This is a genomic window from Pseudomonas nitroreducens (genome assembly GCF_014204515.1).
GTDB classification, from domain to species: Bacteria; Pseudomonadota; Gammaproteobacteria; order Pseudomonadales; family Pseudomonadaceae; genus Pseudomonas; species Pseudomonas nitritireducens_A.
This window is the reverse complement of record NZ_JACHLI010000005.1, coordinates 1-21751: the sequence shown is the minus strand read 5'-3', so window position 1 is coordinate 21751 and position 21751 is coordinate 1. Positions and strand designations below refer to the sequence as shown.

The 21751-nt window shown below is 67.0% G+C and carries 25 protein-coding genes and 1 pseudogene; 13 read left to right on the top strand and 13 right to left on the bottom strand.

All coding sequences use genetic code 11. The features are described 5' to 3' along the window. Positions 1–167 precede the first annotated feature (167 nt). A complete protein-coding gene (locus HNP46_RS08315; RefSeq protein WP_184587650.1) occupies positions 168–1136 on the bottom strand; it encodes a magnesium transporter CorA family protein in 969 nt (322 codons plus the stop codon). A gap of 87 nt (positions 1137–1223) precedes the next feature. Here HNP46_RS08315 and HNP46_RS08310 point away from each other — a divergent pair, with 87 nt between their 5' ends. The 3 genes from HNP46_RS08310 to HNP46_RS08300 all read left to right on the top strand — a co-directional run bounded on the left by HNP46_RS08310 (position 1224) and on the right by HNP46_RS08300 (position 4762). Next, positions 1224–1505 (top strand): hypothetical protein, encoded by a 282-nt coding sequence (locus HNP46_RS08310; protein WP_184587647.1) that lies wholly within the window; start codon positions 1224–1226, stop codon positions 1503–1505. A gap of 81 nt (positions 1506–1586) precedes the next feature. Continuing rightward, a complete protein-coding gene (locus HNP46_RS08305) occupies positions 1587–1820 on the top strand; it encodes a TIGR02647 family protein (protein ID WP_138213701.1) in 234 nt (77 codons plus the stop codon). Positions 1821–1912: 92 nt separating this feature from the next. Beyond that, complete coding sequence (locus HNP46_RS08300; RefSeq protein ID WP_184587645.1) at positions 1913–4762, top strand: class I adenylate cyclase; 2850 nt, start codon at positions 1913–1915, stop codon at positions 4760–4762. A gap of 56 nt (positions 4763–4818) precedes the next feature. On the opposite strand, the gene rnk is transcribed toward HNP46_RS08300, so the two are convergent. From rnk to HNP46_RS08280, 4 genes are all read right to left on the bottom strand, one after another. Beyond that, positions 4819–5223, bottom strand: a complete 405-nt coding sequence (rnk, locus tag HNP46_RS08295) for a nucleoside diphosphate kinase regulator (RefSeq protein WP_184587643.1) — start codon at positions 5221–5223, stop codon at positions 4819–4821. Between the two features lie 183 nt (positions 5224–5406). After that, on the bottom strand, positions 5407–5613 hold the full coding sequence (locus HNP46_RS08290) for a DUF1289 domain-containing protein (protein WP_184587641.1): 207 nt from the start codon (positions 5611–5613) through the stop codon (positions 5407–5409). Continuing rightward, positions 5591–5926, bottom strand: a complete 336-nt coding sequence (gene cyaY, locus HNP46_RS08285; protein ID WP_184587639.1) for an iron donor protein CyaY — start codon at positions 5924–5926, stop codon at positions 5591–5593. The genes HNP46_RS08290 and cyaY overlap by 23 nt, the downstream gene beginning before the upstream one ends. After that, positions 5923–6984: an AraC family transcriptional regulator gene (locus tag HNP46_RS08280; protein ID WP_184587637.1), complete on the bottom strand. Its 1062-nt coding sequence runs from the start codon at positions 6982–6984 to the stop codon at positions 5923–5925. The genes cyaY and HNP46_RS08280 overlap by 4 nt, the downstream gene beginning before the upstream one ends. A gap of 153 nt (positions 6985–7137) precedes the next feature. Here HNP46_RS08280 and lptM point away from each other — a divergent pair, with 153 nt between their 5' ends. From lptM to HNP46_RS08250, 6 genes and pseudogenes are all read left to right on the top strand, one after another. After that, on the top strand, positions 7138–7278 hold the full coding sequence (gene lptM / locus HNP46_RS08275) for an LPS translocon maturation chaperone LptM (RefSeq protein ID WP_081515193.1): 141 nt from the start codon (positions 7138–7140) through the stop codon (positions 7276–7278). A gap of 81 nt (positions 7279–7359) precedes the next feature. Further along, positions 7360–7545 (top strand): annotated as a pseudogene (locus HNP46_RS08270) (diaminopimelate decarboxylase); the annotation flags it as partial. 13 nt (positions 7546–7558) lie between these two features. Next, complete coding sequence (gene dapF / locus HNP46_RS08265; RefSeq protein ID WP_184587635.1) at positions 7559–8389, top strand: diaminopimelate epimerase; 831 nt, start codon at positions 7559–7561, stop codon at positions 8387–8389. A gap of 11 nt (positions 8390–8400) precedes the next feature. Beyond that, on the top strand, positions 8401–9102 hold the full coding sequence (locus tag HNP46_RS08260) for a DUF484 family protein (RefSeq protein ID WP_081515190.1): 702 nt from the start codon (positions 8401–8403) through the stop codon (positions 9100–9102). A 75-nt stretch (positions 9103–9177) separates the two neighbouring features. Then, the gene (gene xerC, locus HNP46_RS08255; RefSeq protein WP_184587633.1) at positions 9178–10083 is read left to right on the top strand and encodes a tyrosine recombinase XerC; all 906 of its coding nucleotides are present in this window, start codon (positions 9178–9180) and stop codon (positions 10081–10083) included. Further along, positions 10080–10772, top strand: a complete 693-nt coding sequence (locus HNP46_RS08250; RefSeq protein WP_184587631.1) for an HAD family hydrolase — start codon at positions 10080–10082, stop codon at positions 10770–10772. The genes xerC and HNP46_RS08250 overlap by 4 nt, the downstream gene beginning before the upstream one ends. A 184-nt stretch (positions 10773–10956) precedes the next feature. Here the strand turns inward: HNP46_RS08250 and sutA are convergent, their stop codons facing one another. The 4 genes from sutA to glnK form a co-directional block, all read right to left on the bottom strand. Beyond that, on the bottom strand, positions 10957–11289 hold the full coding sequence (sutA, locus tag HNP46_RS08245) for a transcriptional regulator SutA (RefSeq protein WP_045215410.1): 333 nt from the start codon (positions 11287–11289) through the stop codon (positions 10957–10959). Between the two features lie 78 nt (positions 11290–11367). Then, entirely contained in the window at positions 11368–11793 is a 426-nt protein-coding gene (locus tag HNP46_RS08240; protein ID WP_184587629.1) for a secondary thiamine-phosphate synthase enzyme YjbQ, read from the bottom strand. Between the two features lie 107 nt (positions 11794–11900). Continuing rightward, positions 11901–13235 (bottom strand): ammonium transporter, encoded by a 1335-nt coding sequence (locus HNP46_RS08235; RefSeq protein ID WP_184587627.1) that lies wholly within the window; start codon positions 13233–13235, stop codon positions 11901–11903. A gap of 41 nt (positions 13236–13276) precedes the next feature. Then, a complete protein-coding gene (glnK, locus tag HNP46_RS08230) occupies positions 13277–13615 on the bottom strand; it encodes a P-II family nitrogen regulator (protein WP_003457590.1) in 339 nt (112 codons plus the stop codon). Positions 13616–14018: 403 nt separating this feature from the next. Between glnK and HNP46_RS08225 the strand changes: the two genes are divergently transcribed. Both HNP46_RS08225 and HNP46_RS08220 read left to right on the top strand, forming a co-directional pair. Next, complete coding sequence (locus HNP46_RS08225; protein WP_184587625.1) at positions 14019–14291, top strand: accessory factor UbiK family protein; 273 nt, start codon at positions 14019–14021, stop codon at positions 14289–14291. A 39-nt stretch (positions 14292–14330) separates the two neighbouring features. Beyond that, a complete protein-coding gene (locus HNP46_RS08220) occupies positions 14331–15821 on the top strand; it encodes a YifB family Mg chelatase-like AAA ATPase (protein WP_184587622.1) in 1491 nt (496 codons plus the stop codon). Here HNP46_RS08220 and HNP46_RS08215 read toward each other — a convergent pair. Together HNP46_RS08215 and HNP46_RS08210 are read right to left on the bottom strand one after the other, a co-directional pair. Then, a complete protein-coding gene (locus HNP46_RS08215) occupies positions 15818–16306 on the bottom strand; it encodes a RidA family protein (protein ID WP_184587620.1) in 489 nt (162 codons plus the stop codon). The two genes, HNP46_RS08220 and HNP46_RS08215, sit on opposite strands and share 4 nt — an antisense overlap. Positions 16307–16320: 14 nt before the next feature. Further along, positions 16321–16551 (bottom strand): DUF1127 domain-containing protein, encoded by a 231-nt coding sequence (locus HNP46_RS08210; protein WP_184587618.1) that lies wholly within the window; start codon positions 16549–16551, stop codon positions 16321–16323. A 183-nt stretch (positions 16552–16734) separates the two neighbouring features. Here HNP46_RS08210 and HNP46_RS08205 point away from each other — a divergent pair, with 183 nt between their 5' ends. Further along, complete coding sequence (locus HNP46_RS08205; protein ID WP_184587616.1) at positions 16735–18183, top strand: PLP-dependent aminotransferase family protein; 1449 nt, start codon at positions 16735–16737, stop codon at positions 18181–18183. Between the two features lie 82 nt (positions 18184–18265). Continuing rightward, entirely contained in the window at positions 18266–19069 is an 804-nt protein-coding gene (locus HNP46_RS08200) for a TlpA disulfide reductase family protein (RefSeq protein ID WP_184587614.1), read from the top strand. Positions 19070–19082: 13 nt separating this feature from the next. Here HNP46_RS08200 and HNP46_RS08195 read toward each other — a convergent pair whose 3' ends face one another. Further along, positions 19083–21059 carry a methyl-accepting chemotaxis protein gene (locus HNP46_RS08195; RefSeq protein WP_184587611.1) on the bottom strand — a complete coding sequence of 659 codons (1977 nt, stop codon included), beginning with the start codon at positions 21057–21059 and terminating at the stop codon, positions 19083–19085. 407 nt (positions 21060–21466) lie between these two features. Further along, a partial coding sequence (locus HNP46_RS08190; protein WP_184587609.1) for a transposase occupies positions 21467–21751 on the bottom strand: 285 nt, incomplete at its 5' end.

Below are 21751 nucleotides of genomic sequence, written 5' to 3'. Positions count from 1 at the left end.
GTGGTCGGATTCAGCGGGTCGGTGTGGGGCATGGTCTCCTCCTGTGAGACGCCAGGGACGGTCGGGATCACCCCCACTGTGCGCACCGTCGCACCCGCTGCTCTTGACCGGCATCAACCCCCGAACGAGGTACCGGCGAGGAAATTTCCGAATAGTCCCCAGCGGCCCTAGAGCCAGCCTTTGTACTTGAACCAGTAGTAGGGAATGATCGCCGAGACCACCATCGCCACCAGCGCCATGGGGTAGCCCTCGGCCCACGCCAGTTCCGGCATGTGCGCGAAGTTCATGCCGTACACCGTGCCCACCAGGGTCGGCGGCAGGAACAGCACGGCGGCGATGGAGAACACCTTGATGATGCTGTTCTGCTCGATGTTGATCAGGCCCAGGGTGGCGTCCAGCAGGAAGGTGATCTCCCCGGCCATCTTGGTCTGGTATTCGCTCAGCGAGCGCACGTCGCGCTCCACCGACTTCATGCCCAGCTTCACCTCGTCGCTGATCCAGCCATTGCTGCCCTGGCGGAAATACGACAGCGGCCGGCTGATGCTCAGCAGGCTCTCGTTGAGCTTGGACAGCAGCGAGTTCTTGCGCCCCAGCTGCTTCACCACTTCCTGCAGGTCGGCCTTCTCGGCGGCCGCCTGGCCTTCGCGGAAGATGCTGTTGCCCAGGCTGTCGAGCTGCTTCTGGACGTTCTCCAGCACGTCGGCGATGCGGTCCACCACGCTGTCCATCAGGGTCACGAACAGCTGGTCGCTGCGCCCCTCGCAGCCGCCGCGCTGGGTGCGCGTCTCGAAGGTGCGGAAGGCCATCAGGTCGGTGTAGCGCACCGTCACCAGCCAGTGCGGGGTCAGCACGCAGGTGACTTCCGAGGTGGTCGGGTTGTGCTCGCGGATGCCGCCGACCACGGTGGTGGTCATGTACAGCGCGCCCTTGCTCTCGTAGAAGCGCGAGGAGTCCTCGATCTCGGCCATTTCCTCGCGGGTCGGCACATCCACCTCGATGATCGACTCCAGCAACTGCTCCTCTTCCGCCGTGGGCTGGAACAGGTCGATCCACAGCGTGTCCTTGGGCATGCCGTGGCACTCGTTGCCGTTGTGGCGCACCAGGCGGTCGCCGACGAGGGTGTAATAGGTGATCATGTCGCCCATTGATCCTTACGCACCGGAAGTTGCCCCGCAGGGTGGCCAACTTCCGAGCGCTTCACAAGTCCGCCGGAGAGCAATGTGATGACCGACCACGACGATGGCGAAGAGTCCTTCGCCGAAGACACCCTGATCCAGGCCATCGAGAACCAGATCGAGAGCGAAAGCCCGGCCGCCGCCCGCGCGGTGTTCAACAAGCTGACCCTGGTCGGCTACGAGCGCGAGGATGCCCTGCACCTGATGGCCCTGGTGCTCGCCCACGAGATCGAGGCGATGCTGGCCGCGGACCGTCCGTTCGACGGCGAATGGTACGAGCAGGCCCTGCGCGCGCTGCCGACGCTGCCCGATGGCACCGTTGCCGAATGAGACAGCGGCATAACAGCGCTTGCCGAACAGGTCGGACTTGAGACTACACTGAGGCCTCATTGACCATCGGGAGTTAGGCGAATGGCTTTCACGAAAGAAATGGTTGAGGAACTGGACCTGCTGGCGCTCTATGACCTGGAGAACAGCCAGGCGGGATTGAAAGTCCACCACGATGCCTCCGCCCAAGCCGTGGCGGCTGCCGGCCGGCTCCACGCCAAGGGCCTGATCGACAAGCAGGACGGCGGCTATCTCACCAACCTCGGCCTCGACGCCGCCGAGCACGCCCAGGTCCTGCTCGGCATCCTGCGCAGCTGACCTCAAGTTCCCCCCTGGGCGGGCGATAAACTGGCACACTTCCGAGCGCCGCATTGCCCGATGCGGCGCCGCTGGCCAGACAGCAGTACGCCATGACGCTCACCCACGAAATCCGCCCGGACATCGACGACGGCATCGACCGCAAGGTGCTGGCGCAGCTGCGTCAGCGCTTTCTCAAGGTCAACGAAGGCCGTCTGCAACGGGCCAGCGAAGCCCTCTCCACGCGCCAGCAACTGGTCCTCAAGCTGCTGCCGCTGCTGCTGGACGTGAATCACCCGCTGTTGCCCGGCTACGTCTCGGCCAGCACGCCTGCCGGGCTGTCGAACTTCGTCCCGGACGACGAGATCCTCGCCGAGGCCCAGCGCCTGACCCGCTCCTTCAGCTACAAGACCCGCCGCGGCCATCCAGCGCTGCCGATCCACGGGCTGTTCCTGATGGGCAGCCTGGGCACCGTGGCCCAGGCCGAACAGAGCGATCTGGACCTGTGGGTCTGCCACGCCTCCGACCTGGACGAGCGCCAACTGGCCGAACTGCGCCGCAAGTGCGAGCTGCTCGAACAATGGGCCGCCACCCAGGGCGCCGAGGTGCACTGCTTCCTGGTCGACCCGCTGCGCTTCACCCAGGGCGCGCGCGAAGCCCGGCTGACCTCCGACGACTGCGGCACCAGCCAGCATTACCTGCTGCTCGACGAGTTCTACCGCACCGCCATCTGGCTCGGCGGGCGCACGCCGCTGTGGTGGCTGGTGCCGGTCTATGAAGAAGGCCGCTACGCCGAGTACTGCCAGACCCTGCTGAGCAAGCGCTTCATCCGCGCCGACGACTTCCTCGACCTCGGCCACCTGGCGCACATTCCTCCCGGCGAGTTCATCGGCGCCGGCATGTGGCAGCTGTTCAAGGGCATCGAATCGCCCTACAAGTCGGTGCTCAAGCTGCTGCTCACCGAGGTCTACGCCAGCGAACACCCGCAGGTTGCCTGCCTCAGCCTGCGCTACAAGCAGGCGGTCTACTCCGGCCAGCTGGACGTGGAAGAACTCGACCCCTACGTGATGCTCTACCGCCGCCTGGAGGAATACCTGGTGGCGCGCGGCGAGCAGGAGCGCCTGGAGCTGATCCGCCGCTGCCTCTACCTGAAGGTCGGCAAGAAGCTCAGCCGGCCGCCGCGCCAGGGCCACAAGAGCTGGCAGCGCAAGGTCATGGAACGCGTCTCGGCGCCGTGGAAATGGGATAGTCGCGCCTACGGGGCGCTGGACAGCCGCAGCCAGTGGAAGGTCCGCCAGGTGCTGCTGGAGCGGCGCGCGCTGGTCAACGAACTGACCCACAGCTACCGCTTCCTCTCGCAGTTCGCCCGCCTGCAGCAGGCCGCCAGCGGCATCAACTCCCGCGACCTGGGCATCCTCGGCCGACGCCTGTATGCCGCCTTCGAGCGCAAGGCCGGCAAGGTCGAATTCATCAACCCCGGCATCGCCCCGGACATGGCCGAGGACATCCTCACCCTCGCCCACCTGCCGGCCGGCGAAGCGGGCAAGCCGCCTTACTGGGCGCTGTTCGGCGGCAACCTGTCGCTGCAGGAGATGGCCGACTTCGCCCCGCTGCGCCGCGCCCGCGACCTCATGGAACTGCTCGCCTGGAGCCACCGCAACGGGGTGATCGACGCCACCACAAGACTGTCGCTGCAACCAGGCAGCAGCGACCTCACCGAGTTCGAGCTGCAGAACCTGCTCACCTGCCTGCAACAGGCCGTGCCGCTGCCGCTGAGCGAGGTGCCGGAAAGCGCCCTGCTCCGCAGCAGCACACCAGCGCAGGTCCTGCTGCTGGTCAACGTCGGCGTCGACCCGCTGCGCCAGCACAGCCAGATGAACGTGCACATGACCACCGAGCGCACCGATTCGCTCGGCTATTCCGGCGTGCGCGACAACCTGGTGCTGACCCTCGACCAGATCACCCTCAACAGCTGGAACGAACTGCTGGTCACGCGCTTCAGCGGGCCGCACGCGCTGCTCGACTGCCTGCGCGAATTCCTCAACAGCCTGCCCGCCGACGCGCCGCCGCCACGCCTGCTGGTGCGCTGCTTCTGCCGCAACCGCGCCACCGCCATCGCCCAGCGCGTGGAGGAGCTGTTCCGCGATGCCCACGCGCAACTGGCCAGTGGCAAGGGCGGGCGTTACCTGCTACAGGTGCGCCAGCATTTCCACCTGCTGCATCTCGCCGCCGGCAATGTCAGCCATCGGGTGATCGAAGGCTTGCCGGCGCTGGTCGAGCACCTGGGCGACACCCAGGACGACAGCGGCTTCCTGCAGCTGGATCGGCACGCACTGGAGGGCGACGATCTCGCCCTGATCCTGCCGCTGGGCCGGGCCAATACCGTGCAGGTGTTCTACCGCCTGGACGAAGGCAGCGCGGAAATCACCATCCTCGACGAGCGCAACGCCCTCTGGCGACGGCGCCAGGAGTACGACTCCGAGGAAGGCCTGCTGCTGCCGCTGCAGCGTTTCCTGCAATCGGTGCAGTACCGCCGCAATGCGATGATCCCGCTGCTGGAGACCCGCAGTCCGGTGGGCGCCGATATCCTCTTCTACGAGTTGGTGACCAACGGCCACCAGCGCGCGCAGCGCATCGAGCGGCGCAACGCGCCGCAACCGCTGGAGGCGCTGCCGTTCTACAACGTGCAGGCCATCGTCGAGCCGGGCGAAGGCCAGCGCGCGCGCACCACGCTGTTCTGCAACCACCGCGAGTTCTCGGAGCTGGAGTTCGGCAGCGAGCTGTTCCAGGCCGTGGCCCGGCACATCCTCGATCGACGCCGCGGGCAGGAACGCTATCCCTGCTACATCACCGACCTGGACCTGTCGGCCATGCGCGAGGGCGGCGAGCTGCAGACCGTGCATTTTCTGCGATACAAGCAGAGCCTGGAGCAGGCTCTGAACCGGGCGCTGGCCGAGGCCTGAAGGCCGCAGCGCACGCCCGCAAAGGTCCGGAGCAAGAAATGCCCCGAGAGGGGAACTCAGCGATCGAAGTCGCCGGCCGCTTCGGGCTGGTATTCCACTTCCAGCAGGGTCAGCTTCAGCGTCTTGCCACTGGGCGCCGGCCAGTCGATGGTCTGACCAGTGGTCAGGCCCAGCAGCGCGGTGCCTACCGGCGCGAGGATCGAGACCTTGCCCTCACCCTTCATGTCGGCCGGATAGACCAGGGTCAGGTGGTATTCCTTGCCGCTGCCTTCCTCGCGGCAGCGCACGGTGGAGTTCATCGTCACCACGCCCGGCGGTACCTCGTCGTGGCCGACTACCGTGGCGCGGGCCAGCTCGGCCTCCAGCGCCTCGGCAGCGGGGCCGTACTCATCCAGGCTGTCGAGCAGGCGCTCCAGACGTTGCAGGTCGAGTCGAGTAACGGTGATGGGTGTCGTGGTCATGATGGTTGGCAGTCTCCTTACAGGAGAGCCCCGGACGCTCGCGCGTTCGGGGCCCTGGGTGTTCTGGCAGTAAAGACGTTCGGCGGGCGAACGCGCAATGAATTCCGAAAAAAGAAAAACCCCGCCCAAGGCGGGGTTTTCCCGGACACTAACACAGCACAGAAAATAAGCAACACCGACCAGTCACCACTTCGGCGAGTGGTTGTTTCGGCGCTTTTCGCAGTCCGCCAGGATCGCCCGGCGGCGCTCGCCGTCCGCCTCGTTCCACTCCAGGATCTCGCCCAGGGTACGCCCGCAGCCGACGCAGACATCCGCCTCGTCCAGGCAACAGCGCCGGCAGCAGGGCGAGGCGACGCTCGCCTGCGGCTCAGATGCCGGGGAAGTCGACATCCTCGCCCGCCTGCTCCAGGGTCGCGCGGTTGAGCAGCGCGCCCAGCGGCTCGCGGGTGCTGTCGCAGATCCACAGCGAGCCGGATTCGTCGTAGTCGAAATGGAAGCCGCCCGAGCGCGCCGCCACCCACAGCTGGCGCAGCGCCGGCTGGCGGCTGAGGATCAGCTGGGTGCCGTTCTCGAAGCGCACGGTCAGCACGCCGCTGGAGTTCTCCAGGTCCAGGTCCAGGTCGCTGGCGTCGAAGGCGTCCTCCACCGTTACCTGTACGGCGTCCACCAGGTCATGGAAGCGGGCTTCGCTCAAAGTGCTCATGCATCGTCCTCGGGATCAGTCAAAGGCACCAGTTTACGCCGGTATTCGCCCAGACTCTGCCCCGTCCAGCGTCGGAACGCACGGGCGAGCGAGCCGGCCTCGCTGAAGCCCAGCAGGTAGGCGATGTCGGCGCTGTCCAGCGCCGGGTCGCGCAGGTAGTGCAGCACCAGCTGCTGGCGGGTTTCGTCCACCAACTGGCTGAACGACAGGCCGGTGTCGCGCAGCCGCCGCTGCAGGGTGCGCGGGCTCAGCGCCAGGGTCTGCGCCAGGCGTTCCAGGTCCGCGCCCTGCTCCGGCAGTTGCCGCGCCAGCTCCAGGCGCGCGCGATCGAGCACGTTGTCGCCCTTGTTGATCTCCGCCAGCAGGCGCTCGGCGTAGGCGTCCAGGGTGCGCTGCACCTGGGCGTCGGCCTGGCCCAGCGGCAGCGAGAGCAGGCGCTTGGGGAAGACCAGCGCGTTATCCGCCTGGTCGAACAGCACCGGACAACGGAAGATGCGCTCATGCTCGCTGACGTCGGCCGGCGCGCTGTGACTGAAGCGCACTTCGAAAGGCGCCTCGTCGACGCCGCTGACCCAGTGGCCGAAGCTGACCCAGCCGGCCAGGGTTTCCTCGCTCATCTGCCGCTGCTGCTGCGGCAACAACGGCTCCCAGCTGTGCTTCACCAGCGCCTCGCAGCCTTCGCGCGGCGGTTCGTCGGCCAGCTCGACACGCCCCAGGTTGCCCACCAGCGCGGCATAGCGCGCCTGCCGGTGCAGGGCGTCGGAGAGGGTCGCGCAACTCATGATCAGGTAGCCCAGCACGCCGTAGTAGCCGGGGCGCACCGCCTCACCCAGGTGCAGGCCGAGGTTGTCGTCGCCGCTCAGGCGCACGCCAGCGCCCACCAGTTCCAGATAGGCACTGGCGGCGATGCGCTGATCGCGCTGGGCGAGGATCGAAGGCTCCAGGTGCACCGTGGCCAGCAACTGCGCCGGCTCCACGCCCCGGCGTTGCAGGTGCTCGACCAGGCCTTGCAGGTAGGCCACCGAGACGGAGCTGGGCAGGGGATCGCGATAATCCATCGGCATTTCCATTTTTTGCCCGCCATCATAGGGCCACCGGCCCTTCCGGCGCGAGCCGCAAGCCCCGCCGGGCGGGCGCCCGCTTGAATAGGCAAGCCGGCGGGGGGGCGGTATACTCCGGGGCAATCGACGCTTTATTACAAGGATTCCGCCATGAAGCGACTGCTGCTTCCCTTCGTCGCGCTCGCCGTGTTCACCGCCGCGCTGGCCGGCTGCGGCCAGAAAGGCCCGCTGTACCTGCCGGATGACCAGAAGGCCAAGAGCGAACACAGCAAGGACCGCTACGGTCTCTGAGGGCGTTTCCCATGGACGCCTTCACGGTCCGCGATGGTCAGCCGGCTGGCCGGTGAGCTCCGCTCCCGGCTCCGCAAACCCGCCCCGGAAGAAGGTGACCTGCTGGCCGTACGTTCGGTCGGCGCCTATGGTTTCGTCATGAATTCCAACTACAACACCCGGTGCCGCGCCGCCGAGGTGCTGGCGGATCGCTCGGTCGCGCAGGCGTCACATCGCCGCAAGCCGCCACCCGAGCTGTTCGCCGGCGTAAGCCTGCAGCCGGACTGAGGCCGAGACGACGATGCTTCTGCGCTTTACCAAGATGCATGGGCTGGGCAATGACTTCATGGTCCTCGACCTGGTCAGCCAGCACGCCCATGTGCAACCCCGCCACGTCAAACAGTGGGGCGACCGCAACTTCGGGGTCGGCTTCGATCAACTGCTGATCGTCGAGCCGCCGAGCACGCCGGACGCAGACTTCCGCTACCGCATCTTCAACTGCGACGGCACCGAGGTCGAACAGTGCGGCAATGGCGCGCGCTGCTTCGCCCGCTTCGTGGTCGACAAGCGCCTGACCGCGAAGAAGACCATCCGCGTGGAAACCAAGGGCGGCATGATCGAGCTGACCATCGCCAACGACGGCCAGGTCATCGTCGACATGGGCCCGCCGCGCCTGGCTCCGGCGCAGGTGCCGTTCCAGGCCGAAGCCGAAGCGCTGAGCTACACCCTCGAAGTGGAAGGCCAGGCCTACGAACTGGCGGCGATCTCCATGGGCAACCCGCACGGCGTGCTGCGCGTGGATGACGTGGACAGCGCCCCGGTACGCACCCTGGGACCGAAACTGGAAGTCCACGAACGCTTCCCGCAGAAGGCCAACATCGGCTTCCTGCAGATCGTCAATCCGCACCAGGCGCGCCTGCGCGTCTGGGAACGCGGCGCTGGCGAGACACTGGCCTGCGGCACCGGCGCCTGTGCTGCCGCGGTCGCCGGCATCCGCCAGGGCTGGCTGCAATCGCCGGTACAGATCGACCTTCCCGGCGGACGGTTGTCCATCGAGTGGGCAGGACCGGGTCAGCCCGTTATGATGACCGGGCCCGCCGTGCGGGTGTTCGAAGGCCAGGTACGTCTATAACCGGGACGCTTATGACCGATACTCCGCAGGACCCCACCGTTACGCTCGAAGCCGAACAGGTCGCCGATTATCTTCGCCGGCACCCTGAATTCTTCGTCGACCATGACGAGCTGATCCCGGAGATGCGCATTCCGCACCAGCCGGGCGATGCCGTGTCGCTGGTGGAGCGCCAGGTACGCCTGCTGCGCGAGCGCAACATCGAGATGCGCCATCGGCTGTCGCAGCTGATGGACGTCGCCCGCGACAACGACCGCCTGTTCGACAAGACCCGCCGCCTGGTGCTCGACCTGCTCGACGCCACCAGCCTGGAGGAAATCGTCAGCACGACGGAAGACAGCCTGCGCCACGAATTCCTCGTGCCCTACGTCAGCCTGATCCTGTTCAGCGACAACAACCTGCCGGTAGGTCGCTCGGTGAGCAGCGCCGAGGCGCACCAGGCCATCGGTGGCCTGCTGTCGGGCGGCAAGACCGTCTGCGGCGTACTGCGCCCCCACGAGCTGGCCTTCCTGTTCTGCGAAAGCGAACGCGAGCAGGTCGGCTCCGCTGCCGTGGTGCCGCTGACCTTCCAGGGCCTGCATGGCGTGCTGGCGATCGGCAGCCCCGACCCACAGCACTACAAGAGTTCGCTGGGCACGCTGTTCCTCGGCTACGTCGCCGAAGTCCTGGCGCGGACCCTGCCGCGCTTCTCCACGCCGCTACGCTCGGTACGCTGAAAGCGCCGGCAGGCCAGATGCGGCGGGCCGAGTGCTTTTGCCTGAAGCTTGCAGCCTGCGGCCTGGAGCCCTCCGTTGAAACTTGAAGCTGGCATCGATGCCTACCTGGAACACCTGCGCAGCGAGCGCCAGGTGTCCGTCCACACCCTCGACGGCTATCGCCGCGACCTGCTGCGGCTCGCCGCGCTCTGCGAAAAATCCTCGCTCCGCGAATGGCCTGAGTTGCAGGTGCGCGACCTGCGCCTGTTCGTCGCCCGCCTGCACCAGCAGGGCTTGGCCAGCCGCAGCCTGGCGCGCCTGCTATCGGCGACACGCGGGCTGTACCAGTATCTGATCCGCGAAGGCCTTTGCCGACACAACCCTGCTGACGGCCTGTCCGCGCCCAAGGGCGCCCGCAAGCTGCCGCGCACGCTGGATACCGACCGCACCGCGCAACTGCTCGACGGTGGCGTCGAGGACGACTTCATCGCCCGCCGCGACCAGGCGCTGCTGGAGCTGTTCTATTCCTCCGGCCTGCGCCTCTCCGAACTGGTCGGCCTCGACCTGGAGTGGCTGGACCTCAAGGACGGCCTGGTGCGCGTGCACGGCAAGGGCAACAAGGTGCGCGAGTTGCCGGTCGGCCGCGCCGCACGCCAGGCCATCGAGAACTGGCTGCCGCTGCGCGCCCTCGCCTCGCCACAGGACAACGCCGTGTTCATCGGTCGTAGCGGCAAGCGCCTGACACCCCGCGCGATCCAGCTACGCGTGCGTGAAGCCGGCGTGCGCGAGTTGGGCCAGCACCTGCATCCGCACATGCTGCGGCACTCCTTCGCCAGCCACATACTCGAATCCTCCCAGGACCTGCGCGCGGTGCAGGAACTGCTCGGCCACGCCGACATCGCCACCACGCAGATCTACACCCACCTGGATTTCCAGCACCTGGCCACGGTCTACGACCAGGCGCACCCACGGGCACGCCGTAAACCCGGAGCAGAAGAATGAGTATCCGTCTGGTCACCTTCGACCTCGATGACACGCTGTGGGACGTTGCCCCGGTGATGAACAGCGCCGAAGCCACCCTGCGCGACTGGCTGGCAGTCAATGCCGCCCAGCTGGGGCCAGTGCCCATCGAACACCTGTGGGCGATCCGCTCGCGGCTGATGGAGCAGGACCCGATGCTGCGCCACCGCCTCAGCGAGCTGCGCCGGCGCATCCTGTTCCACGCCCTGCTCGACGCCGGTTATCCACAGGCCGAGGCCAGCGACCTGGCCGAAGCCGGCTTCCAGACCTTCCTCCAGGCGCGGCACCAGGTGGCGTTGTTCCCCGAGGTGCATCCGACTCTGGAGCAACTGGCCAACCGCTTCATCCTCGGCGTGCTCACCAACGGCAACGCCGACGTGCGCCGCCTGGGCCTGGCCGACTACTTCCAGTTCGCCCTGTGCGCCGAAGAGCTGGGCGTCGGCAAACCCGACCCGCACCCCTTCCAGGAAGCGCTCAAGCGCGGCGGCGTGGCAGCAGAACACGCGGTGCACATCGGCGACCACCCGAGCGATGACATCGCCGGCGCGCGCCGCGCAGGCATGAAGGCGATCTGGTTCAACCCGGCCCACAAGCCCTGGGATGGCGAAGAGGCGCCCAGCGCGATCATCCACAACCTGTCCGAGCTGCCGGACGTTCTCGCCAAACTCTGACTCCGCTCGCGGCGGACTGACAGGTGACGTAGGAGCGGACTCCTCCGCGATCGGTGCGCATCGCGCCGGATGTCATCGCGGACAGAGCCCGCTCCTACGCACAGGTCAGTTCGGCAACAAACAGACATGAAAAAGCCCCGCCGCTCCCAGGGAGCGGCGGGGCTTTTTCATGAAGCGTCAGCTATCAGATAGGGCGGCTGCCGTATTTGCTATCCGGCTTCTTGGGCGGGTCGGCCACGACATTGGGCTCGATCTCCTGCACCTTGCCACCGCGAGTGAGGAATTCCTCCATCGCACGGGCCAGTGCATCACGATCCTTCTGCTTGGCTTCGACCGAGGGCAGTTCCTCTTCTTCCGCAGCGGCCTTGGCTTTCTTGCCACCGCCCTTGGGAGAAGGGGCTTCATCCCCATCGCCGCTGTCTGCTTCGGCGTCGCTGTCGTCCGCTGCGGCGAGCTCCTCGCCATCGTCCTCGTCAGCGCCGTCCAGCTCGTCCTGTTCCAGTTCTTCGTCGCTCATCGTTCAACCTCTGTGGTGCTGCAAAGCACGTTAGTTATAGCCCAGCTGCGCGCTTTGACGAACGCCGCCGGAAAAAATTCATACAAGCTCGCCCTGCCAGGTCGCCACTATCCTGCGCGGGCCGCCGTGATCACGGTGCTCGCCCAGATAGATACCCTGCCAGGTGCCCATTGCCAAGCCTCCCCCCTGTATCGGCAGCGTCAGCTGACAGCCCAGCAGGCTCGACTTGAAATGCGCCGGAAGGTCATCCGGACCTTCGTAGTCATGTTCATAGCCGCTCTCGCCCTGGGGCACCAGGCGATTGAAGAATCGCTCGAAGTCGCGGCGCACCGAGGGGTCGGCATTTTCATTGACCGTCAGCGAGGCGGAGGTGTGCTGCAACAGCAGGTGCAGCAGACCAACCCGGCACTTCGCAAGCTCCGGCAGCGCGGCCAGGATCTCCTCGGTGACCAGGTGGAAACCTCGCGGGCGAGGGCGCAGGGTGATGGACTTCTGCTGCCACATGGCGGGCAATCCTTCCGTCGCTAACGGTGATGCGCGCGCATTCTAGCGTGCTGTCAAAAAAAACAAAGGGCGCCCGAGGGCGCCCTTCGTCGAACTTGCGCGAACCCTTACAGGTTGTAGCCACGCTCGTTGTGCAGGGAGAGGTCCAGACCCACGGTTTCCTCTTCCTCGGTGACGCGCAGGCCCATGACCAGGTCCAGGACCTTGAGGATCACGAAGCTGACGATACCGGTGTAGACGATGGTGAAGGCCACGCCCTTGAACTGGGTGAACAGCTGCGCGCCGATGTCGGTCACGGTGCCGAAGCCGCCCAGTGCCGGGGCTGCGAACACGCCGGTGAGCAGGGCGCCGACGATACCGCCGACGGCATGCACGCCGAAGGCGTCCAGGGAATCGTCGTAGCCGACGGCACGCTTGAGGCTGGTGGCGGCGAAGAAGCAGATCACGCCGGCCGCCAGGCCGATGACGATGGCGCCCATCGGGCCGCAGGTGCCAGCAGCCGGGGTGACGGCAACCAGGCCGGCAACCACACCCGAAGCGATGCCCAGGGCGCTCGGCTTACCGTGGGTGATCCATTCGGCGAACATCCAGCCCAGGGCGGCGGCGGCAGTAGCGATCTGGGTGACCAACATGGCCATGCCGGCGGTGCCGTTGGCGGCAGCAGCGGAGCCGGCGTTGAAGCCGAACCAGCCTACCCACAGCAGGGCGGCGCCGATCAGGGTGTAGCCCAGGTTGTGCGGAGCCATGGCGGCGGTCGGGTAGCCCTTGCGCTTGCCCAGCACGATGCACGCCACCAGACCCGCGATACCGGCGTTGATGTGCACCACGGTGCCGCCGGCGAAGTCCAGCACGCCCCAGTCCCACAGCAGGCCGCCGTCACCGCTCCAGACCATGTGGGCGATCGGTGCGTAGACCAGGGTGAACCACAGCGCGGTGAAGATCAGCATGGCGGAGAACTTCATGCGCTCGGCGAAGGCGCCGACGATCAGGGCCGGGGTGATGATCGCGAAGGTCATCTGGAACATCACGAAGATGCTTTCCGGGAACAGCGCGGCGGCGGAAGTCAGGCCGGTGGAGGTCAGGCCGCTGAGGAAGGCCTTGTCGAAGCCACCGACGAAGGAGGCGAAGTTGACCACGCCCTTCTCCATGCCGACGGTATCGAAGGCCAGGCTGTAGCCGTAGACGACCCAGAGGATGCTGATCACCGCGGTGATCGCGAAGCACTGCATCATGATCGACAGGACGTTCTTGGCGCGCACCATGCCGCCGTAGAACAGTGCCAGGCCAGGGATGGTCATCAGCAGCACCAGGGCGCTGGAAATCAGCATCCAGGCCGTGTCACCGCTGTTCAGGACGGGGGCCGCGGCCTCGTCGGCCAAGGCCAGACCGGGCATTGCGAGGGGCAATAGGGCACCTAGCCCTGCGTATTTGCGCAGAGTCATTGTTGTTTCTCCTGGGGCGTGGGGTTCGGTGTGGGCTTGGCTTAGATCGCGTCGGTGCCGGTTTCGCCGGTACGGATACGAATGGCCTGTTCCAGATTTACGACAAAGATCTTGCCGTCACCGATCTTCCCGGTGTTGGCGGCCTTGGTGATGGCTTCGATAACACGATCCAGCTGGTCATCGGCGATGGCGACGTCGATCTTCACCTTGGGCAGGAAATCGACGACGTATTCCGCGCCACGGTACAGCTCGGTGTGCCCCTTCTGCCGGCCGAAGCCCTTGACTTCGGTCACAGTGATGCCCTGCACGCCGATCTCGGACAGCGACTCACGGACGTCGTCCAGCTTGAACGGCTTGATGATGGCTGTGACTAGCTTCATGTAACTCTCTCCCGTGTTTTGGTGGACCCGCCCCAGGAAGAACGAACCCGGAGACAAGTCTAAGCGCAGTGTCTGGCTTTTGTAATGCGCCGGCCGCCCTACCTCAGCACTCCGACTGCCTTGCTCGAAGCGATCCACCGCCTCGCCTGCCGCACCGCAACTGCATCGGTGCACGTCATATCTGCCCCAAAGCATGAAGCTTGCCAGTTCATGGAAATGCCCGTGGCATCAGGCACTTGGCGTCAAACACCGGATTCTGGCGAATCGCCAGCGCCGCTCTGGCGCACCGAAAGCGCGCACGCCGAGCGGGCACACTGCTCAAAAAGCGTGCAACCCTGAGCGCCGCAGCCCGCGCCGGCTGCGTGATAGACTGCGCTCTGATTCAATCCGGAACCCATGAACCATGCTGCCGCCCAAAGCCTTCCTCGATGCCATCAGCCAACAAGCCGGACGCCTGTTCGGTGGCGAATCGCCCCTGCCGAAGGCCGAGCTGGAAGCCCAGTTCAAGGTTCTGATGCAGAGCGCCTTCAGCAAGCTCGACCTGGTCAGCCGCGACGAGTTCGACAGCCAGATGGTCGTCCTCGCCCGCACCCGCGCACGCCTCGAGGCGCTGGAAGCCAAGGTCGCGGAAATGGAAGCCAGACTCTCGCCCGCCGCCCCCGCCGCCGAAGAATAAGCCCCGCCTGGCGGGCGGCATGGAATCCAGGAGTGATCCATGTCCCTCGCCATCGTCCATAGCCGCGCCCAGGTCGGCGTGGAAGCGCCCGGCGTCACCGTCGAGGCGCACCTCGCCAACGGCCTGCCTTCCCTGACGCTGGTCGGCCTGCCCGAAGGCGCGGTGAAGGAGAGCAAGGACCGCGTGCGCAGCGCCCTGCTCAACGCCGGCTTCGACTTCCCCAGCCGCCGCATCACCCTCAATCTCGCCCCGGCCGACCTGCCCAAGGACGGCGGGCGCTTCGACCTGGCCATCGCCCTGGGCATTCTCGCCGCCAGCGGCCAGCTGGCCGACGCCGCCGGCCTGGATGAACTGGAATGCCTGGGTGAACTGGCGCTGTCCGGCACACTGCGCCCGGTACCCGGCGTGCTGCCCGCCGCCCTGGCCGCCCGCGCTGCGGGGCGTGCCCTGGTGGTGCCGAAGGAGAACGCCGAGGAAGCCAGCCTCGCCAGTGGCCTGACCGTGTACGCCGTCAGCCACCTGCTGGAACTGGCCGCGCATTTCAGTGGCCAGGAACGCCTGCGCCCGTATGAGGCGAACGGTCTGATGCGGGTGACGCCACCCTACCCCGATCTCTCGGAAGTGCAGGGCCAGGCCGCCGCCAAGCGTGCCCTGTTGGTAGCCGCCGCGGGTGCGCACAACCTGCTGTTCAGCGGGCCGCCCGGCACCGGCAAGACGCTGCTGGCCAGCCGCCTGCCCGGCCTGATGCCGCCACTGGATGAAGACGAGGCGCTGCAGGTGGCGGCGATCCACTCCGTGGCCGGGCGCGGGCCGCTGACCCACTGGCCGCAGCGGCCTTTCCGCCAGCCGCACCACACCGCTTCGGCGCCCGCGTTGGTCGGCGGGGGAAGTCGTCCGCAGCCGGGAGAGATCACCCTCGCCCATGAAGGCGTGCTGTTTCTCGATGAGCTGCCGGAGTTCGACCGCAAGGTCCTGGAAGTGCTGCGCGAACCGCTGGAAGGCGGCGAGATCGTCATCGCCCGCGCCAACGGCCGCGTGCGTTTCCCCGCGCGCTTCCAGCTGGTGGCGGCAATGAACCCCTGCCCCTGCGGCTATCTCGGCGACCCCAGCGGCCGTTGCCGCTGCTCGCCGGAGCAGATCCAGCGCTATCGGGCCAAGCTGTCCGGGCCGCTGCTGGATCGCATCGACCTGCACCTCACCGTCAGCCGCGAAAGCACCAGCCTCGCGCCCAGCGGGCCGAGTACCAGCAGCGCCGAGCTGGCGGTTCAGGTCGCCGCCGCGCGCCAGCGCCAGCTCACGCGGCAGGGTTGCGCCAACGCCTTCCTGACCCTGAAGAAAATGCACCAATACTGTGCATTGAGCCCGGAAGACCAGGCCTGGCTGGAGAAGGCCGGCGAGCGCCTGAACCTGTCACTGCGCGCCCTGCACCGGATTCTCAAGGTCGCCCGTACCCTGGCCGACCTGCAACAGGCCGAGCACATTGCCCGCCCGCACCTCGCCGAGGCGCTGCAATACCGTGCCGGGCATTAATCGGGTTGGTCCTGCGCCACCGCAAGAAGATTCAGCTCAACCGTCGCGTTCTTTGGCAGCTGATAGACGCCCACGGAAGTGCGCGTGTGTATGCCGGTCGTGCCCAGCACTTCATACAGAACGGCCGAAGCGCCATCGGCTACCTCGCTCAGCTGCGTGAACTGCTCGGATGACTGCACGAACACATTCAGCTGCAGCACCCCGCGCACCCGGTCAAGATCGCCCAGCGCCTGCTGCAGCAGCGCCAGCGCCCGCATCACGCAGACCTTGGCGGCGAGCTGGGCGTCGGCCAGTGATACCTCGCCACCGGCCCGGCCGGTGACGACGATCTCGTCGCCGACCCGAGGAATCTGCCCACTGATGTGCACCTGATTACCGTCGACGAGGAAGGGCACGTAGTTGCCGCCGATCTTCAGTTCACCGCTGAAGTCGTAGCCCAGTTCGGCGGCCACCCGTTCAAACGCCGCAGCGCGCGTCTCGCTCATGGGGACATCCTCGTTCAGCAGCGCCAGAACGGCCGCATTGCTTCCAGCCTGGCCTGCTCGCGGCTGATGCCGATGTCCTGCAGTTGCTGGTCGCTCAGCTCCAGCAGCTGCTTGCGGGTGCGCACCCGGCGCCAGAACTGCTGCCAGCGCGACTCGCCAGCGGCTCGCGGGGCCGCGCGCACGCCGGGGATTTCCAGCAGTTCCTGTTGGTAAAGGGTCAGCCGCACATCGCTCAGGCCGCTCATGTCGTCGCTCCTCCAGTCGGGTTCTTCGGACGTGGAACCAGCTTGGCGAATCGGCGAAAAGCATTACAGATTCAACATAGGGAAGTTTTTTCCATACAGAGACGAGCGAAATAGCTCTGAATGGCGTATTTTTCCCCGATCTGTACTGCATCGCGCCGGACCGACCCGGCACCGGAGATCTGTATGAAACGCTATGCGCAGCTGGCCGCCACCTTGGGCGAACGCATCGAGCAGGGCCTGTACCGGCCCGGTGACCGTCTGCCCTCGGTGCGCGCCCTGAGCGAGGAACATGGCGTCAGCATCAGCACCGTGCAGCAGGCCTACCGCGTGCTGGAGGATTCCGGGCTGGTGGAGCCGCGGCCGAAATCCGGCTACTTCGTGCCCGAACGCCGCGAGCTGCCGCCGATGCCGGCGATGACCCGCCCGGCGCAGCGGCCGGTGGAGGTGTCGCAGTGGGATCAGGTGCTGGAACAGGTGCGCCGCGCGCCGGGTGGCAACTTCGTCCAGCTCGGGCGCGGCACGCCGGATATCGCCAGCCCGTCGCTCAAGCCGCTGCAACGGGCCATGGTGCATGCCGCGCGCAAATCGGACCTGCAGAGCCTGGGCTACGAAGGCATCCAGGGTTCGCTGCCGCTACGCGAGCAGATCGCCCGGCTGATGCTGGATTCCGGCTGCCAGGTGCCGCCCAGCGAGATCGTCATCACCACCGGCTGCCAGGAGGCGCTGGCGATCACCCTGCGCGCCATCTGCGAGCCGGGCGACATCATCGCCATCGACTCGCCGAGCTTCCACGGCGCCATGCAGGCGCTCAAGGCGTATGGCCTGAAGGCGCTGGAAATCCCCACAGACCCGGTGAACGGCATCAGCCTGGAAGCACTGGAGCTGGCCATGGAGCAGTGGCCGGTGAAGCTGATCCTGCTCACGCCCAACTGCAACAACCCGCTGGGCTACATCATGCCCGACGCGCGCAAGCGTGCCCTGCTGACGCTGGCGGCGCGCTACGACGTGCCGATCCTGGAAGACGATGTCTACGGCGAACTGGCCTATGCCTTCCCGCGCCCGCGCAGCATCAAGTCCTTCGACACCGACGACCGCGTGCTGCTGGCCAGCTCCTTCTCCAAGACCGTGGCGCCCGGCCTGCGCACCGGCTGGGTGGTGCCGGGGCGCTACCTGGACCGCATCCTGCACTTCAAGTACATCGCCAGCGGCACCTGCGCGCCGCAGCCGCAGATGGCCCTGGCCGAGTTCGTCGGCGGCGGCCACTACGAGCCGCACATCCGTCGCATGCGCGCGCAGTACCAGCGGCATCGCGACCTGATGACCGAATGGGTCGGCCGCTACTTCCCCGAGGGCGCACGGGTCACCCGGCCACGCGGCGGCTTCATGCTCTGGGTCGAGTTCGACCCGCAGTTCGACAGCGTGCGGCTGAACCAGGAGCTGCGCCGCGACAACGTGCAGGTGGCGGCGGGCAACATCTTTTCCGCCTCAGGCAAGTACCGCAACTGCATCCGCATGAACTACTCCAACCGCGAGCTGGCGCGCATCGAAGAGGCCGTGCGCAAGGTCGGCGCCTGCGCCACGCGGCTGACCGAGGAGCTGCGCGAGCAGCAGGCCGAGGCGCTGCCGGCCTGAGGCGAAACATTTATCCACAGCCCGGCGCTGTCGCACGGCGTCGGCTGCTGTACCGTGTTTTCCTTTTTCCCAGGCATCCGCATTGACCAGTCTCACCCTCGGCCCGCTGGCCATTCCCCTGCCCCACGTGCTGCTCTATCTCGGCTTCTTCGGCGCGCTGCTGACCGGCTGGCTGGCCGGGCGCAAGCGCGGCGCCAACCCCGAAGGCGCGCTGTTTACCATGCTGCTCGGTGGTCTGCTGGTAGCGCGCCTGGCTTTCGTCGCGCGCTACTTCGAGCAATACGCGGCGACGCCGCTGAGCATCGTGGATATCCGCGATGGTGGCTTCCTCGGACTGCCTGGGGTGATTGCCGCCGCGTTGATCGGCGGAGTGCTGGCGTGGCGCAGGACCGAATTGCGCCGCCCGCTGGCCATCGCCGCCGTGGTCGGCGTGTGCCTGTGGGGCGGCGGCAAGGCGGTGACCTCGGCGCTGGACCGCAGCCAGCAGATTCCCCAGCTCACGGTGATGGACCTGCGCGGCGCCGCCGTGGACCTGCGTGCTCTGGACGGGCGGCCCATGGTGGTCAACCTCTGGGACACCTGGTGCCCGCCGTGCCGGCGCGAGATGCCGGTGCTGGAGGCCGCGCAGAAGCAGCGCAGCGATGTGCGCTTCCTGCTGGTCAACCAGGGCGAGAACGCCGAAGCCGTGCAGCGCTTCCTCCGCGACCAGGGCCTGAGCGAGGCGGCGGTGCTGCTCGACAGCGGCAACCGCCTGGGCCAGGCCACCGGCTCCTACGGCATGCCCACCACGCTGTTCTACGACGCCCAGGGGCGTCTGAAGCACAGCCAGATGGGCGAGCTGTCCGCCGCCAGCCTGGAGTACGGGCTGGGCCAGCTCAAGGACTGACCTGCCCGGCGTTTCAGCGGAAGCGCCCGACCTCGTCACGCAGGCCGGCAGCCAGGCTGTCCAGCTCGCGCACTGTCTGCGCCAGATCGGCCACCACCTGACGCTGTTCGCTGTTGGCCTGGGCGATGCCCTGCAGGTTGCTGCTGAGCAGGGTCGCGGTGCGGCTCTGCTCCTGGGTGGCGGTGGTGATCGCGGCGAACTGCTCGCCAGCCGCGCCGCTCTGCTGGGAAATCTGCGCCAGCGCCGCAGCGACCTTCTCGTTCAGCGCCAAGCCGTGCTGCATCAGCTGGTTGCCCTGCTCGATGGTCTCGGTGGCGCTGCCGGTGTCCTGCTGGATGGCGCCGATCATCTGCGAGATTTCCGTGGTGGCGGCCTGGGTACGCGCCGCCAGGCTGCGCACCTCATCGGCGACCACGGCAAAGCCGCGCCCCTGCTCGCCGGCGCGGGCGGCCTCGATGGCGGCGTTGAGCGCCAGCAGGTTGGTCTGCTCGGCAATCGAGGTGATCACCCCGACGATGCTGCCGATCTCCTGGGAACGTGCACCCAGGCGGTTGACCCGCTCCACGGTCTGCTCCAGCGCGCCGGCGATCTGCGCCAGCGCGGCAGAGGCGTCGTCCATGGACTGCAGGCCGATGCGCGTCTGTTTGGTGTTCTCGCTGGCCATGCGCTCGGTGCTGCGCATGTTGTCGGCGATGTCCATGGAGGTGGCGCTGAACTCTTCCACGGCGCCGGCCATGCTGTTGATCTCGCCGGACTGTTGCTCCATGCCGGCGTAGGCGCCACTGGACAGGCCCGACAACGAACGCGAGCAATGCCCCACTTCCTCCGCCGCGCCGCGCACCCGCGCGACCATGCTCGAAAGCGCTTCGCCCATCTGGTTGAAGCTGCGCGCCAGGTCGCCGATCTCGTCGCGGCTGGAAACGGACAGTCGCGCGCCCAGGTCACCAGCGCCCAGCGCGTGGGCCTGGCGCACCAGGTCACCCAGCGGGCGCAGACGGCGCTGCAGCAGCCAGGTGGTGGCGATCACCGCCAGCAGCATGGCGATCAGGCTGCCCATGGCCAGTTGGCCGCCGACGCGCCAGGTCACGGCGCGGATTTCGTCCTTGGGCATGCTCGCCACAACGCTCCAGGGACCGCCGGCGAAGGGCTGCGCCACGCTGTAGAAGTCGTCCTGGCCATCGTTCCAGAAGCGGCCGCGGCCGGGGCTTTCCAGCAGGCTGGCAAGGCTGTCGGCAGCGCGTTCGGGGTTGCGCGCGCCAGCTGGCGGTACCAGCCAGTGATGCTGTTCATCCAGCAGCGCCAGCGAGCCGCCCTGGCCGAGGCGGAAGCGGCCGAGGTTGTCGAACTGACGCTTCTGCGCGTCGGTGTAGTCGAAGCCGACGAACAGCACGGCGATCACCCGCCCGGCGGAGTCGCGCACCGGGGTGTACTGGGTCATGTAGAAGCGGTCGAACAGCAGCGCGCGGCCAACGTAGCTCTCGCCGCGCAGCAGCAACGGGTAGGCCGGGCTGTTGTGATCGAGCACGGTGCCAATGGCACGGCTGCCGTCCTGCTTGGTCAGCGAGGTGGTGATGCGCACGAAGTCCTCGCCATCGCGCACGAACACGGTCGCGACGCCGGCGGTGAGCTGGCGGAATTCGTCGACCAGGGTGAAGTCGCCGTTCAGGCGGGTGTCGCCCAGGTACAGCGCCGGGGCCTGCAGTGCAGCAACCGGCACGCGCTCGTCGGGACGAGCTTTCAGGCCGACGGCGAAGCGCTGCTCGAACAGCCCGGCGAGGCGCTGGGTGCTCTCGCGCAGGGTGCCGTGGAAGGTTTCAAGTTGGTCCGCCAGCAGGCGCGCCTCGCTGGCGAGGTGTTCTTCGCGGGTGGTCAGGGTAGCGCTGTCCAGCGAGCGCAAGGCAAACAGCGTGCTGCCGCTGATCAACAGGATCAGCAGCACGGCCAGGGCCATCGCCAATTGCAGGGCGATGCGGGAGCGGGGTTGATTCATTTTCTGTTTCTGCACACAACGGCAGGCCGTCGCCCGTGGTTCGAGGAGCGGCCAGCTTCGGTTCGAGGGGAGTGCCGGCGGGGTACGCCGGGCTGCCGAGGCTATCGGCGGGGCCGGATAATACTTGAGTCGTTCACCCGGAAATAGCGTGGGGCGGGGGGTTCAGAGGAGACAACGCCCCTACGGGGTAGGATATCTGCGTTGGGCGGTTCGCGAGCAAGCTCGCTCCTACAGGGAAGCGCCGGAGCCGGCCTGTAGGAGCGAGCATCGCCATTCCAGACCGTAGGGCGCATAACCCGAAACGGGTTATCCGCCGGAAGCGCCCCGGCGGATAACGCTGGCGCGTTATGCGCCCTACCAGAGCGGCCGCGGCTCCGACTGCCGGACTGGCGTAGGAGATTCTATGTCTACCCCCGCGTATCGGCCGCAGGCCGATACGCCTGCTCAGTCGTCATCAGGGCAAAGGCAATGCGAGTCAGTTTGCGCGCCAGGATCACCAGCGCCTGGGTTCTCTTCAGGCCGCGCGCCAGATAACCCTGGTAAAGCTCCCGCCAGCGCTGGGTTCGCGAGGCGGCCATGGCGGCGTTGTAGAGCAGTCGGCGGATTTCCGGGTCGCCTTGTTTGGTCAGTTTTCGCCGGCCGCTATAGCGCCCGGATTCCTTGAGCCTGACGTCCAAGCCCAGGAATGCGAC

Bases quoted from the DNA above. Each gene is read 5' to 3' on its own strand.
- HNP46_RS08315 (WP_184587650.1), bottom strand. From the start codon at position 1,136: ATGATCACCTATTACACCCTCGTCGGCGACCGCCTGGTGCGCCACAAC.
- HNP46_RS08310 (WP_184587647.1), top strand. From the start codon at position 1,224: ATGACCGACCACGACGATGGCGAAGAGTCCTTCGCCGAAGACACCCTG.
- HNP46_RS08305 (WP_138213701.1), top strand. From the start codon at position 1,587: ATGGCTTTCACGAAAGAAATGGTTGAGGAACTGGACCTGCTGGCGCTC.
- HNP46_RS08300 (WP_184587645.1), top strand. From the start codon at position 1,913: ATGACGCTCACCCACGAAATCCGCCCGGACATCGACGACGGCATCGAC.
- rnk (WP_184587643.1), bottom strand. From the start codon at position 5,223: ATGACCACGACACCCATCACCGTTACTCGACTCGACCTGCAACGTCTG.
- HNP46_RS08290 (WP_184587641.1), bottom strand. From the start codon at position 5,613: ATGTCGACTTCCCCGGCATCTGAGCCGCAGGCGAGCGTCGCCTCGCCC.
- cyaY (WP_184587639.1), bottom strand. From the start codon at position 5,926: ATGAGCACTTTGAGCGAAGCCCGCTTCCATGACCTGGTGGACGCCGTA.
- HNP46_RS08280 (WP_184587637.1), bottom strand. From the start codon at position 6,984: ATGGATTATCGCGATCCCCTGCCCAGCTCCGTCTCGGTGGCCTACCTG.
- lptM (WP_081515193.1), top strand. From the start codon at position 7,138: ATGAAGCGACTGCTGCTTCCCTTCGTCGCGCTCGCCGTGTTCACCGCC.
- dapF (WP_184587635.1), top strand. From the start codon at position 7,559: ATGCTTCTGCGCTTTACCAAGATGCATGGGCTGGGCAATGACTTCATG.
- HNP46_RS08260 (WP_081515190.1), top strand. From the start codon at position 8,401: ATGACCGATACTCCGCAGGACCCCACCGTTACGCTCGAAGCCGAACAG.
- HNP46_RS08250 (WP_184587631.1), top strand. From the start codon at position 10,080: ATGAGTATCCGTCTGGTCACCTTCGACCTCGATGACACGCTGTGGGAC.
- sutA (WP_045215410.1), bottom strand. From the start codon at position 11,289: ATGAGCGACGAAGAACTGGAACAGGACGAGCTGGACGGCGCTGACGAG.
- HNP46_RS08240 (WP_184587629.1), bottom strand. From the start codon at position 11,793: ATGTGGCAGCAGAAGTCCATCACCCTGCGCCCTCGCCCGCGAGGTTTC.
- HNP46_RS08235 (WP_184587627.1), bottom strand. From the start codon at position 13,235: ATGACTCTGCGCAAATACGCAGGGCTAGGTGCCCTATTGCCCCTCGCA.
- glnK (WP_003457590.1), bottom strand. From the start codon at position 13,615: ATGAAGCTAGTCACAGCCATCATCAAGCCGTTCAAGCTGGACGACGTC.
- HNP46_RS08225 (WP_184587625.1), top strand. From the start codon at position 14,019: ATGCTGCCGCCCAAAGCCTTCCTCGATGCCATCAGCCAACAAGCCGGA.
- HNP46_RS08220 (WP_184587622.1), top strand. From the start codon at position 14,331: ATGTCCCTCGCCATCGTCCATAGCCGCGCCCAGGTCGGCGTGGAAGCG.
- HNP46_RS08215 (WP_184587620.1), bottom strand. From the start codon at position 16,306: ATGAGCGAGACGCGCGCTGCGGCGTTTGAACGGGTGGCCGCCGAACTG.
- HNP46_RS08210 (WP_184587618.1), bottom strand. From the start codon at position 16,551: ATGAGCGGCCTGAGCGATGTGCGGCTGACCCTTTACCAACAGGAACTG.
- HNP46_RS08205 (WP_184587616.1), top strand. From the start codon at position 16,735: ATGAAACGCTATGCGCAGCTGGCCGCCACCTTGGGCGAACGCATCGAG.
- HNP46_RS08195 (WP_184587611.1), bottom strand. From the start codon at position 21,059: ATGAATCAACCCCGCTCCCGCATCGCCCTGCAATTGGCGATGGCCCTG.